Annotated in this window: 18 protein-coding genes; 10 read left to right on the top strand and 8 right to left on the bottom strand. The window is 72.6% G+C overall.

The window, feature by feature from the left end; all coding sequences use genetic code 11:
• Nucleotides 1–30: 30 nt before the first annotated feature.
• Nucleotides 31–588 carry an adenylate kinase gene (locus GIS00_RS17525; RefSeq protein ID WP_154769764.1) on the top strand — a complete coding sequence of 186 codons (558 nt, stop codon included), beginning with the start codon at nucleotides 31–33 and terminating at the stop codon, nucleotides 586–588.
• Between the two features lie 28 nt (nucleotides 589–616).
• On the opposite strand, the gene GIS00_RS17520 is transcribed toward GIS00_RS17525, so the two are convergent.
• From GIS00_RS17520 to GIS00_RS17510, 3 genes are all read right to left on the bottom strand, one after another.
• A complete protein-coding gene (locus GIS00_RS17520; protein WP_154769763.1) occupies nucleotides 617–1723 on the bottom strand; it encodes an MBL fold metallo-hydrolase in 1107 nt (368 codons plus the stop codon).
• A gap of 69 nt (nucleotides 1724–1792) precedes the next feature.
• Nucleotides 1793–2395, bottom strand: a complete 603-nt coding sequence (locus GIS00_RS17515) for a DUF1003 domain-containing protein (protein WP_322098077.1) — start codon at nucleotides 2393–2395, stop codon at nucleotides 1793–1795.
• An 82-nt stretch (nucleotides 2396–2477) separates the two neighbouring features.
• Nucleotides 2478–3287, bottom strand: coding sequence for an SDR family oxidoreductase (locus GIS00_RS17510; protein WP_154769762.1), 810 nt, complete (start codon nucleotides 3285–3287; stop codon nucleotides 2478–2480).
• Between the two features lie 170 nt (nucleotides 3288–3457).
• On the opposite strand from GIS00_RS17510, the gene GIS00_RS17505 reads away from it, so the two are divergent.
• From GIS00_RS17505 to GIS00_RS17490, 4 genes are all read left to right on the top strand, one after another.
• The gene (locus tag GIS00_RS17505; RefSeq protein ID WP_154769761.1) at nucleotides 3458–7057 is read left to right on the top strand and encodes a S8 family peptidase; all 3600 of its coding nucleotides are present in this window, start codon (nucleotides 3458–3460) and stop codon (nucleotides 7055–7057) included.
• Nucleotides 7058–7112: 55 nt separating this feature from the next.
• Entirely contained in the window at nucleotides 7113–7874 is a 762-nt protein-coding gene (locus tag GIS00_RS17500) for an SDR family NAD(P)-dependent oxidoreductase (RefSeq protein ID WP_154769760.1), read from the top strand.
• 89 nt (nucleotides 7875–7963) lie between these two features.
• On the top strand, nucleotides 7964–9700 hold the full coding sequence (locus GIS00_RS17495) for an ABC transporter transmembrane domain-containing protein (protein ID WP_154769759.1): 1737 nt from the start codon (nucleotides 7964–7966) through the stop codon (nucleotides 9698–9700).
• Nucleotides 9697–11469 carry an ABC transporter ATP-binding protein gene (locus GIS00_RS17490; protein WP_154769758.1) on the top strand — a complete coding sequence of 591 codons (1773 nt, stop codon included), beginning with the start codon at nucleotides 9697–9699 and terminating at the stop codon, nucleotides 11467–11469. The genes GIS00_RS17495 and GIS00_RS17490 overlap by 4 nt, the downstream gene beginning before the upstream one ends.
• A gap of 16 nt (nucleotides 11470–11485) precedes the next feature.
• Here the strand turns inward: GIS00_RS17490 and GIS00_RS17485 are convergent, their stop codons facing one another.
• The 4 genes from GIS00_RS17485 to GIS00_RS17470 form a co-directional block, all read right to left on the bottom strand.
• On the bottom strand, nucleotides 11486–13198 hold the full coding sequence (locus tag GIS00_RS17485; protein ID WP_154769757.1) for a signal peptidase I: 1713 nt from the start codon (nucleotides 13196–13198) through the stop codon (nucleotides 11486–11488).
• Nucleotides 13199–13265: 67 nt separating this feature from the next.
• Nucleotides 13266–13907 (bottom strand): hypothetical protein, encoded by a 642-nt coding sequence (locus tag GIS00_RS17480; RefSeq protein ID WP_154769756.1) that lies wholly within the window; start codon nucleotides 13905–13907, stop codon nucleotides 13266–13268.
• A 362-nt stretch (nucleotides 13908–14269) separates the two neighbouring features.
• Nucleotides 14270–14914: a VOC family protein gene (locus tag GIS00_RS17475; RefSeq protein WP_154769755.1), complete on the bottom strand. Its 645-nt coding sequence runs from the start codon at nucleotides 14912–14914 to the stop codon at nucleotides 14270–14272.
• A gap of 4 nt (nucleotides 14915–14918) precedes the next feature.
• Nucleotides 14919–15464: a VanZ family protein gene (locus tag GIS00_RS17470; RefSeq protein ID WP_154769754.1), complete on the bottom strand. Its 546-nt coding sequence runs from the start codon at nucleotides 15462–15464 to the stop codon at nucleotides 14919–14921.
• A 121-nt stretch (nucleotides 15465–15585) separates the two neighbouring features.
• On the opposite strand from GIS00_RS17470, the gene GIS00_RS17465 reads away from it, so the two are divergent.
• Both GIS00_RS17465 and GIS00_RS17460 read left to right on the top strand, forming a co-directional pair.
• Nucleotides 15586–15972, top strand: coding sequence for a VOC family protein (locus GIS00_RS17465; protein WP_196073335.1), 387 nt, complete (start codon nucleotides 15586–15588; stop codon nucleotides 15970–15972).
• 20 nt (nucleotides 15973–15992) lie between these two features.
• Complete coding sequence (locus GIS00_RS17460) at nucleotides 15993–16334, top strand: DUF2200 domain-containing protein (protein ID WP_322098076.1); 342 nt, start codon at nucleotides 15993–15995, stop codon at nucleotides 16332–16334.
• A gap of 17 nt (nucleotides 16335–16351) precedes the next feature.
• Here the strand turns inward: GIS00_RS17460 and GIS00_RS17455 are convergent, their stop codons facing one another.
• Nucleotides 16352–17443: a carboxylate-amine ligase gene (locus tag GIS00_RS17455; RefSeq protein ID WP_154769752.1), complete on the bottom strand. Its 1092-nt coding sequence runs from the start codon at nucleotides 17441–17443 to the stop codon at nucleotides 16352–16354.
• A gap of 61 nt (nucleotides 17444–17504) precedes the next feature.
• Here GIS00_RS17455 and GIS00_RS29050 point away from each other — a divergent pair, with 61 nt between their 5' ends.
• The 3 genes from GIS00_RS29050 (at nucleotide 17505) to GIS00_RS17440 (ending at nucleotide 20833) form a co-directional block, all read left to right on the top strand.
• Nucleotides 17505–18170 carry a helix-turn-helix domain-containing protein gene (locus tag GIS00_RS29050; RefSeq protein ID WP_322098075.1) on the top strand — a complete coding sequence of 222 codons (666 nt, stop codon included), beginning with the start codon at nucleotides 17505–17507 and terminating at the stop codon, nucleotides 18168–18170.
• A gap of 216 nt (nucleotides 18171–18386) precedes the next feature.
• Nucleotides 18387–19790, top strand: coding sequence for a hemolysin family protein (locus GIS00_RS17445; RefSeq protein ID WP_154769751.1), 1404 nt, complete (start codon nucleotides 18387–18389; stop codon nucleotides 19788–19790).
• Nucleotides 19787–20833, top strand: a complete 1047-nt coding sequence (locus GIS00_RS17440) for a hemolysin family protein (RefSeq protein ID WP_154769750.1) — start codon at nucleotides 19787–19789, stop codon at nucleotides 20831–20833. The genes GIS00_RS17445 and GIS00_RS17440 overlap by 4 nt, the downstream gene beginning before the upstream one ends.
• Nucleotides 20834–21019 lie beyond the last annotated feature (186 nt).

Below are 21019 nucleotides of genomic sequence, written 5' to 3'. Positions count from 1 at the left end.
CGGTCGTGCCCGAACGGAAGGCGCTCGACGATGAGGCTGTTGATCTTCGGTCCGCAGGGTGTCGGCAAGGGCACCCAGGCGCAGCTGCTGGCCCCGCATTTCGGTGTCCCGCACATCTCCACCGGTGACCTGTTCCGCGAGAACATCGCCGCCGGAACCCATCTCGGCAAGCAGGCGCAGGCAGCGCTGACCGCCGGCGAGCTGGTGTCCGACGGGATCACCCAGGCCATGCTCGCCGACCGGCTGCGGGAGGACGACGCCCGGAACGGGTTCATCCTGGACGGCTTCCCGCGCACGCCGGAGCAGGCCGACTGGCTGGACGCGATGCTGATCGGCGGAGCCCCGGTCGACGCCGCGATCGTGCTGACCGCGCCGTACGAGGTGCTGGTCGAGCGGGCGTTGGTACGTGGCCGGTCGGACGACACCACCGAGGCGATCGAGCGCCGGCTGGCGATCTACCGCGAGCGCACCCAGCCGCTGCTGTCGTTCTACGGCTCGGTGGTCGAGACGGTGGACGCAGACCAGCCGGTGCAGCTGGTGCACCAGGACATCCTGGCCCGGGTCAGCGAGCGCACCGGGGTGCTGTAGCCCCCCTGGCGGTGGAACTCCGTGTGGCTCAGGCGATCTCGCGCCACCACGGCCCCGGGTCGGCAGGCGCGAGCACGTCGAAGCGTTCCCCCGGGCGCGGGACGACGATCGTCGAGCGGCGGTCCTCGCCGGCGGCGGTGAGCAGCCTTTCGATCGGTTCCGACCAGGTGTGGAACGCGAGATCGAAGGTGCCCCAGTGGATCGGGACGAAAGTACGGCCGCCGAGGTCGCCGTGCGCGCGCCAGGCCTCCTCGGGGTCCAGGTGGATGTCCGGCCACTGCGGGCCGTAGGCGCCGACCGGCATCAGCGTCACGTCGAAACCGCCGAACCGGGCGCCGATCTCGGCAAACCCGGGGTGGTAGCCGGTGTCGCCGCCGAAGAACACGGTGTGCCGTGGGCCACGCAGCGCCCAGGACGACCAGAGTGTGGTGTTCCGGCTCAGTCCGCGGCCCGAGAAATGGCGCGCCTCCACACATGTCAGGGTGATGCCGGCGATCTCCACCTCGCCGTCCCAGTCCAGCTCGACGATCCGGTCCTCGGGTACGCCCCAGCCGCGCAGGTGCGCGCCGATGCCGGCCGGCACCACGAACGGCGCCTGCTGCGTGTGCAGTAGGGTGCGGACGGTCGGTAGGTCGAGATGGTCGTAGTGGTCGTGGGAGAGCAACACGGCATCAACCGTCGGCAGCGCCGCGACGCCCGGCGGCACGGGATGCATGCGATGCGGCCCGACCACCGCCGACGGCGAGACCCGGTCGCCCCACACCGGATCGGCCAGGATCCGGGCGCCGTCGATCTCGATCAGCGCGCTGGCGTGGCCGAACCAGGTGACCGCCAGGTCGCCCGCCTCGACCGGCACCACGCCGCTGCCGACCGGGATCGGCCGGGCGGGCTTGCCCTGGCCACGGTGGGCGCGCGCCTGCCGCAGCATCGCCGGCAGAGACGACAGGCCGACCACCTCGCTGGGCATCCGGTTGCGGAACGCCGTGCCGTCGAAGGCGCGGCTGGTCCGGGCGACCGGCGCGATGCGCCGGCGGGAGGCGCCGAGTGCGGCGGGCAGTCCCCAGGCTGCGCGGGTGAGCTGCGCGGCGGCGGCCACACCGGCCGCGGTGAGCAGCAGGGGCAGGACACGGGGCATGTGGTGGTCCTCGGTCGGGTTCTGGGTGGGGCGGGTCTGTCGGCGTGGCCGGGTCGGTCGGCGGGCGGGTCAGTCGGCGGGTGCCGGTTCCGGAGCGGGCGCCTTCTTCGCCTTGGCCTGCGGCTTCGCCGGCGGCGGGTCCACCTTCGCGGTCAGTGCCAGCACCGCCTGCTCGATCCGGTCCAGCCGATCGTTGAGCTCCTTGTCCCGGGCGGAGAACTTCTTGCGGGACAACGCGTTCCGGTTGGACATGTTGATGTCCATGGACAGGTCGTTGAGCTTGCGCTGCATCTCGGAGAGCTCGCGGGCCAGGAAGGAGTTGATCTCCACTCCCATCGCGGCGCGTTCCCGGTCGATCCGCGCCTCGGTGCGGTCCCGGTCGTCCTGCCGGTTCTGCGCCAGCAGGATCAGCGGGGCGGCGTAACTCGCCTGCAGGCTGAGCAGCAGGGTCAGGAAGGTGAAGGTGTAGGGGTCGAACCGCCAGTCGGTGGGCGCCAGCGAGTTCCACGCCAGCCAGCCGGCGATGAACAGCGACATCTGCAGCAGGAACTTCGAGGTGCCCATGTACCGGGCGAACTGTTCGCTCAGCGTGCCGAAGGAGTCCGCGTCGAGGATGTGCGGCCGGGAGAACCGGTTCGCCTTGGGGGTGCTCAGGGAGCGGGTGGCGGGCACGATGGCTCCTCTCGTGGCGAGAGCGGCGGGCGGTCGGCGGGCCGCACACCAGGCCGGGGCCGTCCGGACCGCCGGTGCGACGTTACCCGTCGCCGGTGTCGGAACGTTCCCGCGAGGACCGGAGCCGGCGGCGCGCGAGGTAGGTCGCGAAGTCCGGACCGTCGGTGCGGTGCTCCGGCGTCAGATTGCCGCCCTGGAGCAGCGCCCGGACCGCGCTGCCCGGCAGGCGGGGCCGGACGATCCGCCGGTGCTTCCCGAGGGCCTGCAGGTGGGTGGTGGCCAGGTCGGCGAGGTCCTCCACCTGCGGCCCGCCGATCTCCCCGATCCGACGGGTGGGGTCGCCGCCGGCGAGGTCGAGCAGGGCCGCGGCGACGACGGTGGTGTCGATCGGCTGGAAGCGGATCCCGGCCGGCACCGGCAGGACGAGCGGCACCTTCTCCAGCACCCGGAGCAGGGTGTCGACCAGGCTGTGGAACTGCGTGGCCCGCAGGATCGAGAACGGCAGCCCGGATCGCTGCAGGTCCTGCTCGGCCTGCAGTTTCGCGCGGTAGTAGCCGAGCGGGATGCGGTCCACCCCGACGATCGAGATGTACACCAGGTGCGGCGGATCGGGCCGGCCGCCCGCGACCTCGAGCAGCGCGGCCATCGTCTCCCGCTCACCGGACGGTGACCCGCTCGCACAGTGGATGACTGTGGTGACTCCGGTCAGCGCGGCGAGCAGCCCGGCGCCGGAGGTCCAGTCCACCGTCGCGAACTCGTCCGGTGAGGTTCCGACGGGTGCGGGGCGTCGGCTCGCGATCCGCACCGACGTCCCGGCCTCCCGCGCCAGCCGCACCACCTCCCGCCCCAGCCCGCCCGTGCCGCCGGTGACCAGCACGGTTCCTGTGGTCATACGGGCCTCCGTGGTTCTGTGACGGTGGTGCCGATCATCCGGGCATCGGTCGAGCGACGCCACGTCAGCTTCCTGTTGGCTACGGTGCGGGTTTCACTGGATACTCTCTGCAATCGAGCCCGGGCGGAGCAGTCGTCCGGGTGATCGCACCGCTCCCCTGATGAGGTCTGATGCGCACACCCGGACGAGCGCGGCGCACCGCCGGCCGCACCGCCACCACCCTGCTGGCGATGGTCCTCGCGGCGACCGCCACCGCCACCCCCGTGCTCGCGGCCGCGACCGGCCCGTCGTCGACCGTGGTGGTGACGTTGCGGGACCAGCTGGCCGGGACCCCGGTGACGGACCGCTCCGCTGACCTGCTCGCGCAGCAGCAGGCGGTGCTGGCCGGACTGCAGGGAGCGGCGCCGACCGACGTCCGGCACCTGCGGACCGCCAACGTCATGGTGGCCACGATGACCGCGGCGCAGCAGCGGCAGCTGGCCGCCGATCCGCGCGTGGCCGGGGTCGCCCCGGACCAGGTGATCAGCGCCGGGGTCAGCCCGGCGAAGCGGGTCACCCCGCGGCCGCAGGCACCGGCCGCCACCCCGCCGAGCCTGCCGCCGACGGCCGCGCCGGCCGACGCCTGCACCGGGACCGAGACCGAGCCGCAGCTCGAGCCGGAGGCGCTGAGCACCATGCGGGTCCGCTCCGACGATGCCGGCGAGCCCACCGCGCACGCGCTGGGCTACGACGGCGACGGTGTCACGGTCGGCATCGTCACCACCAACATCGACCCGGAGAACCCGGACTTCCAGCGGGCCGACGGCACGTCGGCGATCACCGACTACGTGAGCTTCGGGGCCGACGGCCTGAACGGTTCCGGCGAGGCGGCGGAGGCGTTCGGCGACGTGTCGTCGATCGTCGCCCAGGGCCGGGTCACCTACGACGTCGCCGACGTGATCAACCCGCTGGCCGTCACCCTGCCCGACGGGCACTGCTGGATCCGCATCGAGGGAGTTGCCCCCGAGGCCGACGTGCTGGTCGCGGACAGCCAGGACCAGGGCAACCTCACCACCGGTGGCCTGGTCCAGGGCATCGACTGGGCCGTGGCCAACGGTGCCGACGTGCTGAGCGAGTCCTTCGGCGGACCGGTGGTCCCGGACCGTTCCGCACTGCTCGCCGTGCAGGCCGCCAACGACGCCGCCCTCGACGCGGGCGTCACCGTGGTGGTCTCGTCCGGCGACTCCGGCACCACCTCGACCATCGGCAGCCCGGCCGCCGATCCGCGGATCATCTCGGTGGGCGCCTCGATCACCGGCCGGCTCGCCAGCCAGGTGGGCGGCTATGGGATGACCCGGTTCGGCTCCGGCGGCTGGCCGGACGCGACGATCGCCGACTTCTCCTCGTCCGGCACCACGGTCGGCGGCGGCACCATCGACCTGGTGGCGCCGGGCGACGCCGGCTGGAGTGCGTGCTCCACCGCCCCGCAGTACGAGAAGTGCGACGAGGTCGGCAACCGCGACACCCCGTCGAACCTGCTCGCCTTCGCCGGGACCAGCGAGTCGGCGCCGTTCGTGGCCGGCATCGCCTCCCTGGTCATCGAGGCGTACCGGGAAGGACACGGCGGGGCCTCGCCCACCCCGGAGCAGGTGCGGCTGATCCTCACCGGCACCGCCTCCGACCTCGGACTGCCCGCCGACCAGCAGGGCGCCGGCCTGGTCGACGCCCGGGCCGCGGTGATCGCCGCCCGCAATCTCCCGGACCCGGCACCGACCTCGCCGGACCTTCCTGCCGGCCCGGTCGAGGACTCGCTGATCGCCGGAGACGCCCAGCTGCAGGCAGCGGCCACCGGCAGCACCGAGCTGGAGACGACCGTCACCAACGCCGGCCCGACGCCGGTCGATCTGTCCGATGCCCGGATCACCGTCGAGGACAGCACCGACGGCGGCCACTTCCCGATCGCCTTCGACCCCGCGGCCGAGACCTACGCCGACGGCTACTGGGGCGGCACGTTGGTCGCGGCCACCCAGGAGGTGGAGATCCCGGCGGGCACGGCCTGGGCATCGGTCCGGGTGGCCGTCGCGCCCGGCGACCCGGACGTCGAGTCGACCGCGGAGATCGTCGCGCTCGATCCGGACGGCACGCCGGTGGCCTGGGGCTGGAGCCAGCGCGGGTTGCGCATCTGGCTGCCCGCACCGGAGGCCGGCACCTGGACCTTCGTGCTGCAGGCCGGCGCCGACAACCCGTGGACCGGCGAACTGGCCGTCGACCTCGGCGTCCGCCGGACCCTGGCGGCAGCGGCGGCGGACACGACCGTGCTCGCGCCCGGCGCCACCACCACCGTCCGGGCCACGGTGCCGATGCCGTCCGCCCCGGGTGACGTCGCCGCGATGCTCCGGGTGGACGACCAGCTGACCGTGCCGGTCGTGCTGCGCACCCCGGCCGACCTGAGCGCCGGCCCGGTCGAACTGACCGGGCTCGCCTTCACCGGCAACGGGCGCAGCCCGAACCAGGTCATCACCCGGGAGGTCGACGTGCCGAACGGCACCATCTCCCTCACCGCCGCGACCACCTTCGACGACGGGTTCGTCGGCGACGTCCTCGGCATGCTGGTGCGGCCGGACGGCACCGTCGCCTCGGTGACCGGCAACGACCCGAGTTCGAAGACCGCCCCGCGGTCCCTGCAGCAGACGGTTGCTCCACCGGTCGCCGGGCGCTGGACCGTCGTGCTGATGGTGCTCGATGCGCTGACCCTGAAGGCCGACGCCGACATCGGGTACCGGATGGTGCTGTCCACCGACGCCACGGCGCGGACCGCGTCCGGACTCCCGGCCGGTGAGGACATCGTCGCCGGCAGCACCCGGACCGTGCGGCTCTCCGTGACCAACCCGGGGGACACCCCGTTGGAGTTCACCGTCGATCCACGGCTGGCCGGCGAGGTCACCGTCGATCTGCCGGTGGCCTCCGGCAAGGCGGCGCAGACCCTGCCGGTCACCGAGTTCTTCGACCAGCCGATGTTCGTGATCCCGCAGTTCAGCACCGCACTGACGGTGCAGGCGCAGGCGAGCACGCCGATCGTGCTGGAGGCGTCCGGACCGTCCGGCGTCCCGGATCTGCTCACCGCCGCCGGCACCTCGCCGCGGGTGACCGTCGGGGCGCAGGACCTGGTGCCCGGCGCCTGGTCCACCTACCTCGGCCCGGTCGGGCCGGTGGTCGGGACCAGCCCGGCGGGCTCGGCCACCGTCACCGCGCAGGTCCGCACCGCCCGCTTCGACCCGACGGTGACGGACGCGGCCGGGCACGCCTTCGTCTCGGCGACCGGTGAGGTCCCGGACACCGTGCAGATCGTCGAGGTGGCGCCCGGCGCCACCGGCACGATCGAGGTCCGGCTGCAGATCCCGGCGACCGGGGCTCAGGTGGTGTCCGGGTGGTTGGCCCTGATCACCCCGCCGCAGGCCGGCGGACCGACCAGCGGCACCGTCGGCTCCAACACCACCGGCGACGTCCTCGCGCTGTTCTCGTACCGGTACTCGGTGGTGCCGGCCCCGGTGACCACCACGCCACCGCCGCCGACCACCCAGGTTCCGGTCCCGCCGACCACCACCCCGAGCACGAGCACGACCTCCGACACGGTCACCACCCCCACGACGACCGCCACCACCAGCAGCTCGCGCGAGCTGTCGGCCACCGGTGCGCCGGTGGAGACACCCGCGGTGTGGGGCGTGCTGCTGCTCCTGCTCGGCGGTGCCGTGCTGGTGGCGGTCCGGGTGCGGCGACGCGGCGAGCACTGACGGCCGCTGAAGAACACTGAAAGCCGACCCGGTGGAGGGCACCTACGGTGAGCGCATGAGAGGTGTGCTGGTCACCGGGGCGTCCAAGGGCATCGGCCGGGCGATCGCCGTCGCGTTCGCCGCCGCTGGCGACCGGGTGGCCGTGCACTACGGCGGCGATCACGGCGGCGCCGCAACGACTCTCGCCGCACTGGCCGGCGACGGGCACGTCATGGTGCAAGGCGATCTCACGGATCCGGACCGGATCGCCGACCTCGCGGCCGAGGCCGATGCGGCGGTCGGCGGCATCGACGTGCTGGTGAACAACGCAGCGGCGGCGCCGTCGGTGGGCACCGCGCACCCCATCGACACCGCGTCCTACGGCGACTGGCGGCGGAGCTGGCGCGAGATGGTCGAGGTGAACCTGTTCGGCGCCGCCGATCTCACCTTCTGCGTGGCCCGGCGGATGATCGAGCGGGGGGTGCCCGGCCGGATCGTCAACGTCGGCTCCCGCGGGGCCTTCCGTGGCGAGCCGGACTTCCCGGCCTACGGCGCGAGCAAGGCCGCACTGCACGCCTTCGGCCAGTCCATCGCGATCAGCCTTGCCCCGCACGGCATCTCGGTGACATCAGTGGCGCCGGGATTCGTCTCGACCGAACGGCAGCAGGCGAAACTGACCGGCCCGGCCGGTGACGGTCTGCGCGGGCAGAGCCCGTTCGGCCGGGTGGGAACGCCGGAGGAGATCGCTGCCGCGGTGCACTACCTGGCCTCGCCGGACGCGGCCTGGGCGTCCGGGGCGGTGCTCGACCTCAATGGTGCCTCGTACCTGCGCACCTGACAGGCCGCGCAGTCCGGAGCCCATCGTTCGTAGGCTACCCTTACCCGCGCCGGCGCGACCGGCTGTCCCCGAGAACGATGGATGTGCTGATGCGTGACCACCCGCTGCCGGGGCCGGGAGCGGTGTTCCCGCTGCGCACCGGGAACGACCTGTTGCGGCGGACGCTGCGCCGGCACCGGGCGCGACTGGCCGGTGCCTGCGCGCTGATCTCGGTCTGGCAGGTCTGCGAGGCCCTGGTGCCGGTCGCCATCGGCATCGTCATCGACCGCGTGGTGGCCACCGGCGACCTGCCCGGACTGGGCGTCGCGGTGCTCGGCATGGCCGTCCTCTTCGCGGTGCTGAGTTTCTCCTACCGGTTCGGCGCCCGGCTCAGCTGGCGCGTACTGCAGACCGAGACCCACCGCATCCGCACCGAGATCGCCGACCTGGTCCTGTCTCCCGACGGGCTGCGCACCGATCGCAAGCCGGGCGAGGTGCTCTCGCTCGCCACCGGCGACGCCGAGCTGTCCACCTACGTGGTGCGGCAGCTCGCCCAGGCGTTCGCCGCGATCTGCGGCCTCGTCGTCGCGGTGGTGCTGCTGCTGCGGATCGACCTGGTGCTCGGTCTCGTGGTGGCGGTCGGCACCCCCCTGGTCCTGCTCACCACCCGCTGGCTGGCGCCGGCCCTGAGCCGGCGGACCGCCGAGGCGCAGGAGAAGATCGCCGGGGTCTCCGGGCTGGCGACCGATCTGGTCGCCGGGCTGCGGCCGCTGAAGGGCATCGGCGCCGAGCGCACCGCGGTGCGGCGTTACCGGGCGGCGAGCCGGGAGGCCGCCGCCGCCGGGGTGTCGACGGCGCGGTCGCAGGGCCTGCTCTACGGGGTCACCGGCAGTGCTTCCCTCGTCTTCCTCGCGGTGGTCACCCTGCTGGCCGGGTTGGCCGCGGTGGACGGCCGGCTGTCCATCGGCGAGCTGATCGCGGTCATCGGGCTGGCGCAGTTCCTTGCCGAGCCGTTGCAGCAGGCGGCGGGCACCATCTCGGCGCTGGCCGGCTCCCGGGCCGCGGCCGACCGGTTGGTGACCTTCCTGAACTGCCCGCCGTTGGAGACCCACGGTGCTGCGGGCCTGCCGGACCGGGCCGGGCCGGCGGAGCTGCGGCTGGACGAGGTCGTCGCGGGTCCGCTGCGCGGACTGGACCTGCACGCGGCCCCCGGCGAGTTCGTCGCCGTCGTGGCCGACGACCCGGCCGTGGCCGGCGCCGTGCTCGGCCTGCTGCAGGGGGCACAGCTGCCGCAGGACGGCGCCGCATCGCTGGCCGGCATCCCGATCGGTGACCTGGCCTCCACGACACTGCGCTCGCAGCTGCTGGTCTGCCCGCACCGGGTGGACCTGTTCGAGGGCACGTTGCTCGACAACGTCGATCCGGCAGGTGATCTCACTGCCGAGCGGCTGGAGCAGGTGCTGGTCGCCTCGGCCGCCGACGACGTGGTGGCGCTGCAGCCGGAGGGCCTGCAGGCGCACGTGGCGGCGAACGGGGTGACCCTGTCCGGTGGGCAGCAGCAGCGGATCGCGCTCGCCCGCGCGCTGGCGGCCGACCGGCCGGTGCTGGTGCTCGACGACCCGACGACCGCGGTGGACGCGGTCACCGAGGTGCGGATCGCCGAGGGCATCGTGCGGCACCGGCACTCGGGACCCGACCGTCGCACCACCGTGGTGCTGACCACCAGCCCGGCCCTGCTCGCCCGGGCCGACCGGGTCGTGGTGGTGCGTGACGGACGCGCGGTCTCCGTCGGGGTGCACGCGGACCTGGTGCACGACGCCGACTACGCCGGGGCGGTGCTGCGATGAGCGCCGACCTGCTGCCGATCGCGACCTCGCGGGAGGCCGGCCGGATGGCCTGGGCCGCGCTGGCCGGTCGCCGCGGCACCCTGGTGGTCGCCCTGCTGATGTTCGCCCTGTCCGGCCTGGCCGGTGTGGTCGCGCCGCTGGCGTTCGGCGAGATCGTCAACGCGGTGACCGACTCCGCCGCCGATGCCGCGGGCGTCGTCTGGTGGAGCGCGGCCGCGGTGGTCATCGCCGCCGCGGTCGAGTTCGTCGCCACCACCGCGTCGGTCACCTACCTGGCGCGGGCCGGTCAGCCGGCGCTCGCGCAGATCCGGGAGGACGTGCTCGACCGCGCACTGCATCTCGACCACCAGCGGGTGGAGCGGGCCGGGGCGGGTGACCTGCTGTCCCGGGTCGGCGACGACGTCCGGGTGCTGTCCGAGTCCCTGAACGAGGTCTTCCCGCTGCTCATGCGGTCGGTCGTGGCCATCGTCTTCACCGGCGCCGGCATGTTCGCCCTGGACTGGCGGCTCGGCCTCGCCGGGCTGGCCGCGCTGCCGTTCTACGTGTTCGGTCTGCGCTGGTACCTGCCGCGCTCCGGCCCGTTCTACCGGGCGGAGCGGGTGGCGAACGGCGAGCGCGCGGAGGCACTGGTCACCGCGATCCACGGGTCCGGCACGCTCCGTGCCTACGGCCTGGGCTCGCGGCATGCCGCCCGGGTCGCCGACACCTCCTGGCGGGCCGCCAGTCTGACGCTGCGGGTGTGGGACCTGCTGAACCGCTTCGGCCAGCGCAGCAACCGTTCGGAGCTGATCGGACTGCTGCTGATCCTGGGGACCGGGTTCTTCGCCGTCCGTGGCGATCTCGGTGCGCCGGCCACGGTCGGCGCGGTGACCGCGGCGGCGCTGCTGTTCCACCGGCTGTTCAACCCGATCGGTGTCGTGCTGATGGTCTTCGACGAGGTGCAGTCGGCCGGCGCCTCGTTGACGCGGCTGGCCGGGGTCGCCACGCTGCCGCCGGCGCCGGTGCCGGACGGTGTGGTCACCCCGGGGGCGCCTGCGGTCCGGCTGGACGGCATCGGTCACGCCTACGTCGAGGATCGTTGGGTGCTGGAGGATGTCACGCTTGACGTCGGTCCCGGGCAACGCGTCGCCGTGGTCGGGACCACCGGCGCCGGCAAGTCGACGCTGGGCCAGATCGTGGCCGGCCGGATCGTGCCGACCGCCGGTGGGATCACCGTCGGCGACCGGCCGCTGGCCGAGGTGCTGGCGCACCGCGGAGAATCGCTGCCGGTGGCCCTGGTGACCCAGGAGACCCACGTCTTCGCCGGCACCGTCCGGGACAACCTGACGCTGGCCGCTCCCACCGCCGACGACGAGCGGCTGTGGGCCGTGCTGGACCGGCTCGGTGCGGCCGGCTGGGTGCGCGGCCTGGGCGCCGGGGACCGGTCCGGCCTGGATCACCACATCGGCGACGGTGGCAGCCTTCTCACCCCCGCCCAGGCCCAGCACCTGGCGCTGGCCCGGGTGGATCTCGCGGCGCCGGGCGTCGTGGTGCTGGACGAGGCGACCGCCGAGGCGGGGTCCGCCGGTGCCCGGCAGCTGGAGCGGGCGGCCGGTCTGGTGACGGACGGCCGCACCACGCTGACCATCGCGCACCGGCTGACCCAGGCCGAGACCGCCGACCGGGTGCTGGTGATGGAGCACGGCCGGGTCATCGAGTCCGGCACGCATGCAGAGCTTCTCGACCTCGACGGTGTCTACGCCTCGCTGTGGAGCGCCTGGAAGAGCTGAGTGCTCCGACCGGGCCTCAGCGGCCGGCGGCGTAGTGCTGCCGCACCTGGGTGGCGGTCAGCGCCGTGGTGTACACCGCGGCGTAGGCCAGGCTGCCGAGGAAGGCGAAGTTCGTCGGCGTGTTGGTGCCCCAGCCACTGAGGTTGTCCCAGCCGACACGCCAGTAACCGGTGAAGTTCTCGTGCGTGGTCGCGGTCGCGTCGGACGCGACCAGGGAGCCGTCGACGTACAGCCGCATCCCCGCCGACGAGAGCGTGGTGACGGCCTGGTGCCAGGTGTTGTCGGCGTAGGTCGCGGGGCTGACGACCACCCTGACACCACCGTTGTAGATGCCGAAGACCAGCTGCCCGGAGTTGTTCATGAACAGGTGACGATCGTACTGACCGGAGGTGGTACCGGTCCGTACGTTGCCGAACCCGATCAGCCGGCCGCCGGGAGTGCCTGTCCGGAACCAGATCTCCTGCGAGAAGACGGTCGGGTTGACCACGGCGGTGTTCGGGGTGGCGACGTAGCCGGGCATGGTGATGGAGGTGAAGTTCACCGAGCCGGTGGTGTCCCGGGCGCATCCCTTGGTGGTCGACGCGCTGCCGGCGCCGCCGTACGTACCGGTGCGGTTGTTGCCGGAGACATCGGCCGCCGACCCGCCCATGGTGAAATCGCCGAGCGGGTAGGCGAAGTACGCGCCGGTGCCGATATACGCGGCCCGGCAGGTGAACCACGGGTTCGCCGCTGCGGTGTTCGCGGTGTTCGTCACCGCCGCCGAGAACGCGGCTGCGGTCGCCGGTGTCGCCACGGCAACGACTGCGATGACCGCCACCGCACCGACCCCGGCCCGTCGGGCCCCCCGTCTCCCGCTCGCGGCCCGATGCCGCCCCGGGGTGAATCGCGGCCGGTCGGTGCCGTCACCGACGAGCAGTGCCCACCACAGCGGGGTGAGCCAGAGCAGCACCAGCAGCGCCCACCAACCCCAGCTCAGGTGCACGGTGGCGGTCAGGTGCACGGTGTCGATCCCCTCGGCGGGGTCGGTGACGACGGTGCCGACCCGGCCGTCGATCAGGTCGACATGGCCGCCGGTGTCGGCCGAGACCCGCACAGGGATGAGGCCTGTCGAGACGACCGAGAGGTGCATGCCGTCGGCGTCCTGGTAGTTCTCGATGCCCACCACCCGGACGAACGGCTCGTACAGGTAGGCGGCGACCGCGAACAGCAGCGAGCTGCCCATCACCCGGATCGGCGACCGGGTGCGCGGCCCGGCCCAGCGGGCGGTGGCGAACCGCAGCACGATGCCGCCGACCAGCAGCACCGGTAGCGCGCGGACGAACCAGCCGACGCCCCAGACGTTCCCGACCACCAGGCCGACCAGATCAGCGGTGTGCAGGGTCCACGGATCCTCGGCCGGATTGACGTCGCCCTTGGTGTGCAGGCCACCGGAGGCGTCGATCGAGACGACCCGGTGGGTGTAGGTGGTGCCGGCCTTGATCGGCGAGTGGTAGGTGACGATGTCGCCGACGGAGATCTCCGCGGCATCGACAGGCCGGGTGATCAGCAGGCTGCCGACGGGCGCGGCCTCGCCCATCGACGGGGTGGAGACGATCAGCCAGTTCCCGCCGGCCAGCCGCCAGCCGAGGCCGGCCAGGGCGAGGACCAGCACCCCGACGCCCAGCAGCAGGTAGGGCATCCGCATCCGGGGAACCGGGAACGACCGCCGCTGCGTGGTGGTCGGGATCATCCGTGGTTCCTCCTTCTCGTTTGCCGTGGGTGCCGTGGGTGCTGTGGCTGGTGCGGTTGCTGCGGGATCAGGAGGCGAGGGTCCAGACCAGCGGCTGCGAGGCCTGCAGGCCCTGGAAGGTGTTGTCGGCGGTGCTGTCCAGCCACACGGTGAAGGTGACCGCGACGGTGCTGCCGGCGTTCGCGGTGGGCACGGTGACGGCGATCGGAGTGGCGGCGGTCTGGGTGGCCAGCGCGGTCGCGGTGCCGTTGAACAGGGTGGTGGCGCCGGTGGCGATCTTGACGTTGAGCTTGCTGCAGAAGGTGGTGGCGGTGCCGGTGCCGGACTGCGTGCAGGCGTTGGCCTTCAGCGTGAAGGACGCCGCGGTCGCGGTACCGGTGTTGGTGAAGTTCACGGTGGTGGTGGAGACGCCGGTGACGCCGTCGCTCGGGACGAGTGTCGTGCTGCCGCCGTACTTGTTGATGGTGGCGCAGCTGGCGGTGGAGTCGGAGCTGACACACGAGTTCGCGCCGCCGACCTCCCGCAGGATCAGCGTGCCGGAGCCGGCGGTGTTGGTGGTGTTGGTGATGGCCGCGGTGAACGCCGACAGCGTGCCGGTCATCGAGAGCGACAGCAGCAGCGCGCCGACGATGCCGGCGACGACCATCATCGGCGCGAAACGGCGGCCGGCGGAGCGGTCTGCGGAACGGGGGAGGGAGTGCTGGGACATGGAGTGCCTTTCGGGGCCGGAGGGTGCGACATCGGTGATGACGCGGCGCGGCCGTGGTCATCACGCAACGGTGTTTCGCAACGCTCCGTATCTCTGACGCCTCACCCGGTTCCGGTCACCGGGCGTGTGCAGATCGGCCACCTGTTCGTGGCGTATCGGTCGGCGTCACGCGGAACAGTGACGCGATCGAGGGAGGGCTCCGGAGCGCGCGGTGAGCGTTCGCGGATCACGCCCCCTGTACGGGCGAAAATCGTGCATTTCCGTCGTCGAACGACGTTCTGATACGCGACGTGTTCAGTCGGATACGTAACGTCGTTTACTTCGCTGCACGAAGTGTCTGTGGCCGAAAGGCCTGACAGCCGTCACCCGCCCGCGTCACGCGCGCCGGCGAGGGACCGGATCCGGTCGTGCACCGTGGTCGCCCGCGCCTGGTCACCGCTGCGGACCAGCAGTTCGGCGAGGTACTCCAGCACCGGGAGCAGGTCCGCCGGCGCGGCGTCCGGGTGCCGGCGCAGACCTGCCTCCAGCACACCGATCGCCGCGGGGACGTCGCCCCGGGCATCGCCCTGTCGTGCCGCGTTCTGCAGCACACGGTCGAACAGACCGGGCGGGCTTTCGGGCTCCGGCCGGGTGGCGGTGACCCGCAGCCAGTTGCCGCCGGGATCCACCACGGTGAACCCGCCGCCGATGCCTTGCTTGACCCGGGGGCGGGTGATGCGTGGTGTCCCGGTGATCGGCAGCCGGCCGTACTCCGCGCGCAGACCGGCGGCGAACGCCTCGAACAGTGCATGGGTGTCCTCGGTCAACAGCAGCACGCTGCCCAGCGAGGTCTCCGGGTCGAGGGCGGGGACGCCGGCGAAGTGCAGATCGAGGCCCTCGCGGACCATCGCCAGATAGGGGTTGGGTCGCTGCTGCCGGTAGGTGCGCCGGAAACCCAGCGCCAGGTAGAAGGTCTCGAGCACGTCGAGATCGGGGGCCGCGAGGATCGGTACCGCCCGGACGGTCACCGGGTCAGGCTACCGCCCGCACCCCCGCCGCCGGGCGGACCATCGTCCGGACCAGCGCGAACAGGCCGGCGGCGACTGCGGCGCCGAGCACGTTGCAGAACACGTCACCGACCGAGCTGACCCGGCCGACACCGATCAGGTACTGGACCGCCTCGACGGTGACACTGACCACGGCACAGACGAGGACGGAGCCGACGGCGCCGATCCGGCGGGAGGCCAGCGGCAGCAGAACGGCCAGCCAGGTGAGCAGCAGCAGGTTCCCGACGAACTGGTAGGCCAGCACGCGGTGCTGCGTGGCGCCCTCGATGGTCTGCCAGAGGTCGAGGTCCAGCGCCCGGGGCGCCTCGGTCCGGCCGACCGGACTGAACAACAGCACTGCGCAGACCAGCGCCCCGACCACGATCCCGGTGCGGGCGAGGATCCGGACCCGGTCGGAGCCGGACCGTGGCCCGGAGCAGGCGACCACCAACCCGATCCCGATCGCGAGGACGGAGAGCAGCGCCGCGGCGGCGCCCAGGGACCCGCCGAGCAGGCGCACGATGTCTGGCACGGCAACTGGACGCCCTGCCCGGCCACCGGGTTGCTCGGCGTGTTCCTGTGCCCCGCCTGTCGATGACCTGCCTGTCCGATCCGTTCAAGACAGGCCGCGTCCCGGCTCCTAGGTTGGGCCCATGGAACTCATCCCCGATGCCTTCGGCCTGGTCGTCACCGACATGGCGACCACTCTCGCCTTCTACCGCGCCCTCGGCCTGGAGATCCCGGCCGAGTCGGACTCCGCCCCGCACGCCGAGGCGGTGCTGCCCAGCGGGATGCGGCTGATGTTCGACACCGAGGACGTCGCGCGGTCGTTGCACGGCGATGTGCCACCGGCCGGTCCGGGCCGTGCCGGGCTGGCATTCCGGGCCGCCGACCCGGCGGCGGTGAACGAGGCGTACGCGTCGATGACCGCGGCCGGGTACGCCGGCGCCCTGGAACCGTTCGACGCGCCCTGGGGCCAGCGCTACGCGAGCCTGACCGACCCGGACGGGTTCGGCGTCGACCTGTACGCCGCCCTCTGACGGGACCTAGGCTGGCGGGCGTGCACAGGATCTTCACGACCGCGGTCAAGGACGTCTATCCGCTCTACGTGACCAAGCTGGAGCGCAAGGGTCACACCAGCGCGGAGTTGGACGAGATCATCGAGTGGCTCACCGGTTTCGACGACGCGACGCTGCGGCGTCACCTCGACTCCGGGACCACCTTCCAGGACTTCTTCGCCGCCGCGACGATGAACGAGAACGTCGGTCAGATCAAGGGTGTCATCTGCGGGATGCGGGTCGAGGAGATCGAGGACCCGCTGATGCAGCAGATCCGGTATCTCGACAAGCTGGTCGACGAGCTCTACAAGGGCAAGAAGATGGAGAAGGTGCTGCGCGCCTGACGCTCTCCGGCGCGTCGTCAGCCGACGGTGCGGTCGGCGGCGTCGGCGACCACGGCGGACAGCTCGCCCGTCGCGTCGTGCACGGCGAGCTGGCGGGACGCGCCGGTGCCGTCGGCGAGCAGCCGGGCCAGCCCCGCCCGGGCGTACTCCAGGTCACCGGTGCGGTCCAGTTCCGGGGTCAGGTGCTGCAGCAGGGTGCCGAGCAGTTCCGCGGCCGGCACGGTGGTCCGGGCCGCGACGTCCACCAGCTGCCCGGACAGGCCGAACCTCGCCGCCCGCCATGCGGCGCCCTGCAGCAGGTCGGTGCGCACGTCCGGGGCCGGTCGTCCGTCCTGCCAGTCGTTGATCGCGGTGGAGACCAGGGCCCGGCAGAGCACCGCGATCAGCACCGAGTCGCGGACGTCGGTGCACACATCGGCGACCCGGATCTCCAGCGTCGGGTACTTCGCGGACAGCCGGGCGTCGAAGTAGATCATCCCGTCGTCCATCGCCGCGCCGGAGGCGATGAGCTCGGCGATGGCCCGGTCGTAGCCGGCCGGGTCGCCGAAGAGTTCGGTCGGGCCCGACGTCGGCCACAGGCTCCAGGCCAGCGTCCGGTAGCTGTGGTAGCCCGACGGCCGGCCCTGCCAGAACGGCGAGTTCGCCGACAGCGCCACCACTGTCGCCAGCCACGGCCGGATCCGGTCCAGCGCGGCGACGCCCTCCTCGCGCGAGGAGATGCCGACGTGCACGTGCTGCCCGCAGGTCAGCTGCTGCCGCGCCACCCAGCCGAACTCCGCGGTCATCCGCAGGTACCGCTCGTCCGCGGTCGGGGTCGGCCGGACCGGGAAGGGATGGGTGGCCAGCGCCGCGATCCTGGCGCCCACACCCTCGGCGACCTCCGCTGCACGTCGCCGTCGGGCGCGCAGGTCGTCGAGCAGTTCCGCGGCGGTGGTCCGGGGATCCGACCCGATCTCCGCCTGCTCCCGTTTGAACTCGTGCTCGATGCCGAAGGCCTCCGGGTCCATCGACGCCGCCTGCACCACCTGGTCGCCCAACGGGGCCGGGCTCCCGTCGGCCGGGTGCACCAGCAGCAGCTCTTCCTCGACCCCGAAGGTCCTGATCGGCATGTGCGGTCAGTGACCGGTGGTCGGCACGGTCACACCTGCTGGAAAGGGGAACACTGGTGACGTGTACCTCGAACGTCCGTCCCGGATCCCCGGCGCCGTGCGCTGGAGCCGCACCGCTGGGGCGCCAGGGCAGGCCCGGGTGCTGCCGGACGGGTGCATGGATCTGATGATGGTCGGAGATGTGCTGAAGGTGGCCGGACCCGACCTGTCCGCGCAGGTCACGCCATTGGCGAGCGACGAGGAGTACCTGGCGCTGCGGCTGCCACCGGGGACCGCGCCCGGCGCCCTCGGTGTCCCGGCCTCGGCCCTGCGGGACGCCCGGGTGCCGCTCGCCGACCTCTGGCCGGCCTCCCGGGTGCGCCGGCTGCGCGACCGGCTGCTGGCGGGCGATCCGTACGAGGTGTTGGAGTCCCTGGTGCCTCCGACCACCCCGTGGATCGTGCACACCCGCCGCGTCATGGCCGGTGGCGGGTCGGTCGGTGCCCTGGCCGACGACCTGGGGTGGAGCCCCCGGCAGTTGCTGCGCGAGTCGGACCGGGTGTTCGGCTACGGCCCGCGGGTGCTGGCCAGGATCCTGCGCTTCCGCCGGGCGGTCCGCCTCGGGACGGCCGACGGCGCCCCGGCGCTGGCCGATCTCGCCCGCTCCGCCGGCTACAGCGACCAGGCACACCTGTCCCGCGAGGTGAAGCAGTTCGCCGGCGTCACCCCGAGCACCTTGTTCGCGTGATCTTCTTCGGTGCGGGAACCCACGGGGACGCTCCGCCGTTGCGCGGATGAAGGGCCGACAGCCGGCCCGGACCATTGCGAAAGGCGACATGGGCGAGGGCAGCAGTACCGGACCGTCCCTGGAGGACGCCAGCAGCACCGGCGAGGGTTCCGCCGACGAAGGACCCGGGAGTACCCAGCCGCCCCGGGCGGCCGGTCGCGGGGGTGAGTTCCCCCGATGATCTGGCCGCTGTCACTGCTGGTCGGCCTGCTGATCGTGCTCGCGATCACCGCCGCCACCGCCTACTTCGTGGCGCAGGAATTCGCGTACATGTCGGTCGACCGGTCGCGCCTCAAGGCCGCCGCCGCTGCCGGTGATCCCGGCGCCGCCCGCGCCCTTGCCGTCACCCGCCGCACCTCGTTCATGCTCTCCGGGGCGCAGCTCGGCATCACCGTCACCGGCCTGCTGGTGGGGTACGTCGCCGAGCCGCTGATCGGCGAGGCCGTCGGGTCGGCGCTCGGCGGCGTGCAGGTGCCGGAGGCCATCGGCATCACCATCGGCACGATCCTGGCGCTGGGCCTGTCCACCTTCATCCAGATGCTCTTCGGCGAGCTCTTCCCGAAGAATCTGTCGATCGCGAGACCCGAGCCGATCGCGGTCGCGCTGTCCCGCTCGACCAAGATCTACCTGGCCGTCTTCGGCTGGTTGATCTCGGTGTTCGACCACGCGTCGAACCTGCTGCTCAAGGCGCTGCGGATCGAGCCGGTGCACGACGTCGAGCACTCGGCCACCCAGCGCGACCTCGAGCACATCGTCGCCGACTCGCGGGAGAGCGGCGACCTGCCGCCGGAGCTGTCGATGCTGCTCGACCGGGTGCTGGACTTCCCCGAGCGCACCGTCGAGCACGCGATGATCCCGCGGTCCCGGACCGGCACCCTGGCGCCGGACGTGCCGCTGTCCACCGTGCTGGAACGCATGCAGGAGGGGCACTCCCGCTACCCGGTGCTGGACGACGAGGACCGGGTGCTCGGTGTGGTCATGCTGCAGGACGTGCTGGCGCACCGCCTGGACGGCGGGACCGCCCGCACCGCCGGTGATCTCGCGCGCCCGCCGCTGCTGCTGCCGGACACCATGCGGCTGCCCGACGCGCTGACCCAGCTCGTCTCCACCCGCAACCAGCTGGCCTGCGTGATCGACGAGTACGGCGGCTTCGCCGGCGTGCTGGCCGCCGAAGACCTCGCCGAGGAACTGGTCGGCGAGATCGGTGACGAGCACGACGGTCCGGACGAGACCGATTCCGCCGCACCGGAGGCCGACGGATCGCGGACGGTCGCCGGTGACCTGCCGCTCGACGAGCTGGAGCGGCTGATCGGCCACGACCTGCCGGAGACCGACCAGGAGACCGTCGCCGGCCTGGTCATCGAGGCGAACGGCACCTTCCCCGCGCTCGGCCAGGTGGTCGAGGTCGAGCTGCCGCCGGATCCCGCCGACTTCGCGCACGACGACGAGCCGGTGGCGCCGGTGCTGCGGGTCGAGGTGCTGGAGATCGACCGGCACGTGCCGTCGTCCGTCCGTATCTCACTGGAACTGCCCGGTCCGGTGGTCGACGTGGAAGAGCCTTCGCAGGAGGTGTCCCGATGAGCAACCCCTGGGTGGTCACCGCGGTGACCGCGCTGATCATCGTGCTCAGTGCCTTCTTCGTCGCGGTCGAGTTCGCGTTGCTCGCCGCGAAGCGGCACCGGCTGGAGGACGCGGCGGTGACCAGCCGGTCGGCGCGTGCCGCGCTGCGCAGCTCCGCGGAGCTGACCGTGGTGCTGGCCGGATCCCAGCTGGGCATCACCGCGTGCACGCTGGCGCTGGGTGCGCTGACGAAACCTGCGGTGCACCATGCCCTCACGCCGGTGTTCGAGGCCTGGGGCATCGCGCTCTGGGTGGCCGACGTGCTGGCGTTCGTGCTGGCGCTGATCCTGGTCACCTTCCTGCACCTGGTGGTCGGCGAGATGGCCCCGAAGTCGTGGGCGATCGCGCACCCGGAACGGTCCTCGATCCTGCTGGCGATCCCCATGCGCGCCTTCATGTTCGTCTTCCGGCCCGCGCTGATCGCGCTCAACCGGATGGCGAACTGGTGCGTCCGCAAGGTGGGTGTGGAGCCGGTGGAGGAGGCCGCCACGGGTCAGGACGCCAGTGGGCTGCGCGCGCTGGTGGAGCACTCGGCAAACGTCGGTGCACTGTCCGCCGGATACTCCGAGAGACTCTCCGGCGCACTGGACCTCACCGAGCTGACGGTCGGCGACCTGCTCGACCCGGCCCGCCGGCCGACCGCGGTGGCGGCGGACGCGACAGTGGGCGAGGTGCAACGGCTGTCGCTGGACTCCGGGCACCTGCGGATCCTGGTGCGGGCTGCCCGCCGGACCGACGGGACGACCATCGGCGGGTTGGTGCACGTCCGCGACACCCTTACCGACCCCGCCGATCGGCCCGCTGCCGACCATCTGCGCCCGGTGCTGGAACTGCCCGCGGACACGCCGATCTCGTCCGGTCTGGAGACGATGCGCCGCACCCGCAACCACCTCGCGGTGGTCACCGGTGCTGCAGGCTCCGACCCGGCGGCCGGGTTCCTCGGCGTGGTCACCATGTCCGACCTCCTCCGCACCCTCTTCCCCGAGGCCGCCGCCGCCCGCTGAGTTCTTGTTGCCGCCGAGGCCCCGTCACTGCTCCTTGCGGTGACGGGGCTTTCGTCGTTCTCGGTGCGGTGCGGTGCGGTGCGGTGCGGTGCGGTGCGGTGGCGGTGGCGGTGGCGGTGGCGTGCGGTGCGGCGCGGTGCGGCGGCGGTGGCGGTGGCGGTGGCGGTGGCGGTGGCGTGCGGTGCG

The sequence above is a fragment of the Nakamurella alba genome (assembly GCF_009707545.1).
Lineage (GTDB): Bacteria > Actinomycetota > Actinomycetes > Mycobacteriales > Nakamurellaceae > Nakamurella > Nakamurella alba.
The sequence above is the reverse complement of the archived record's forward strand: the minus strand, read 5'-3'. Positions and strand labels throughout refer to the sequence as shown.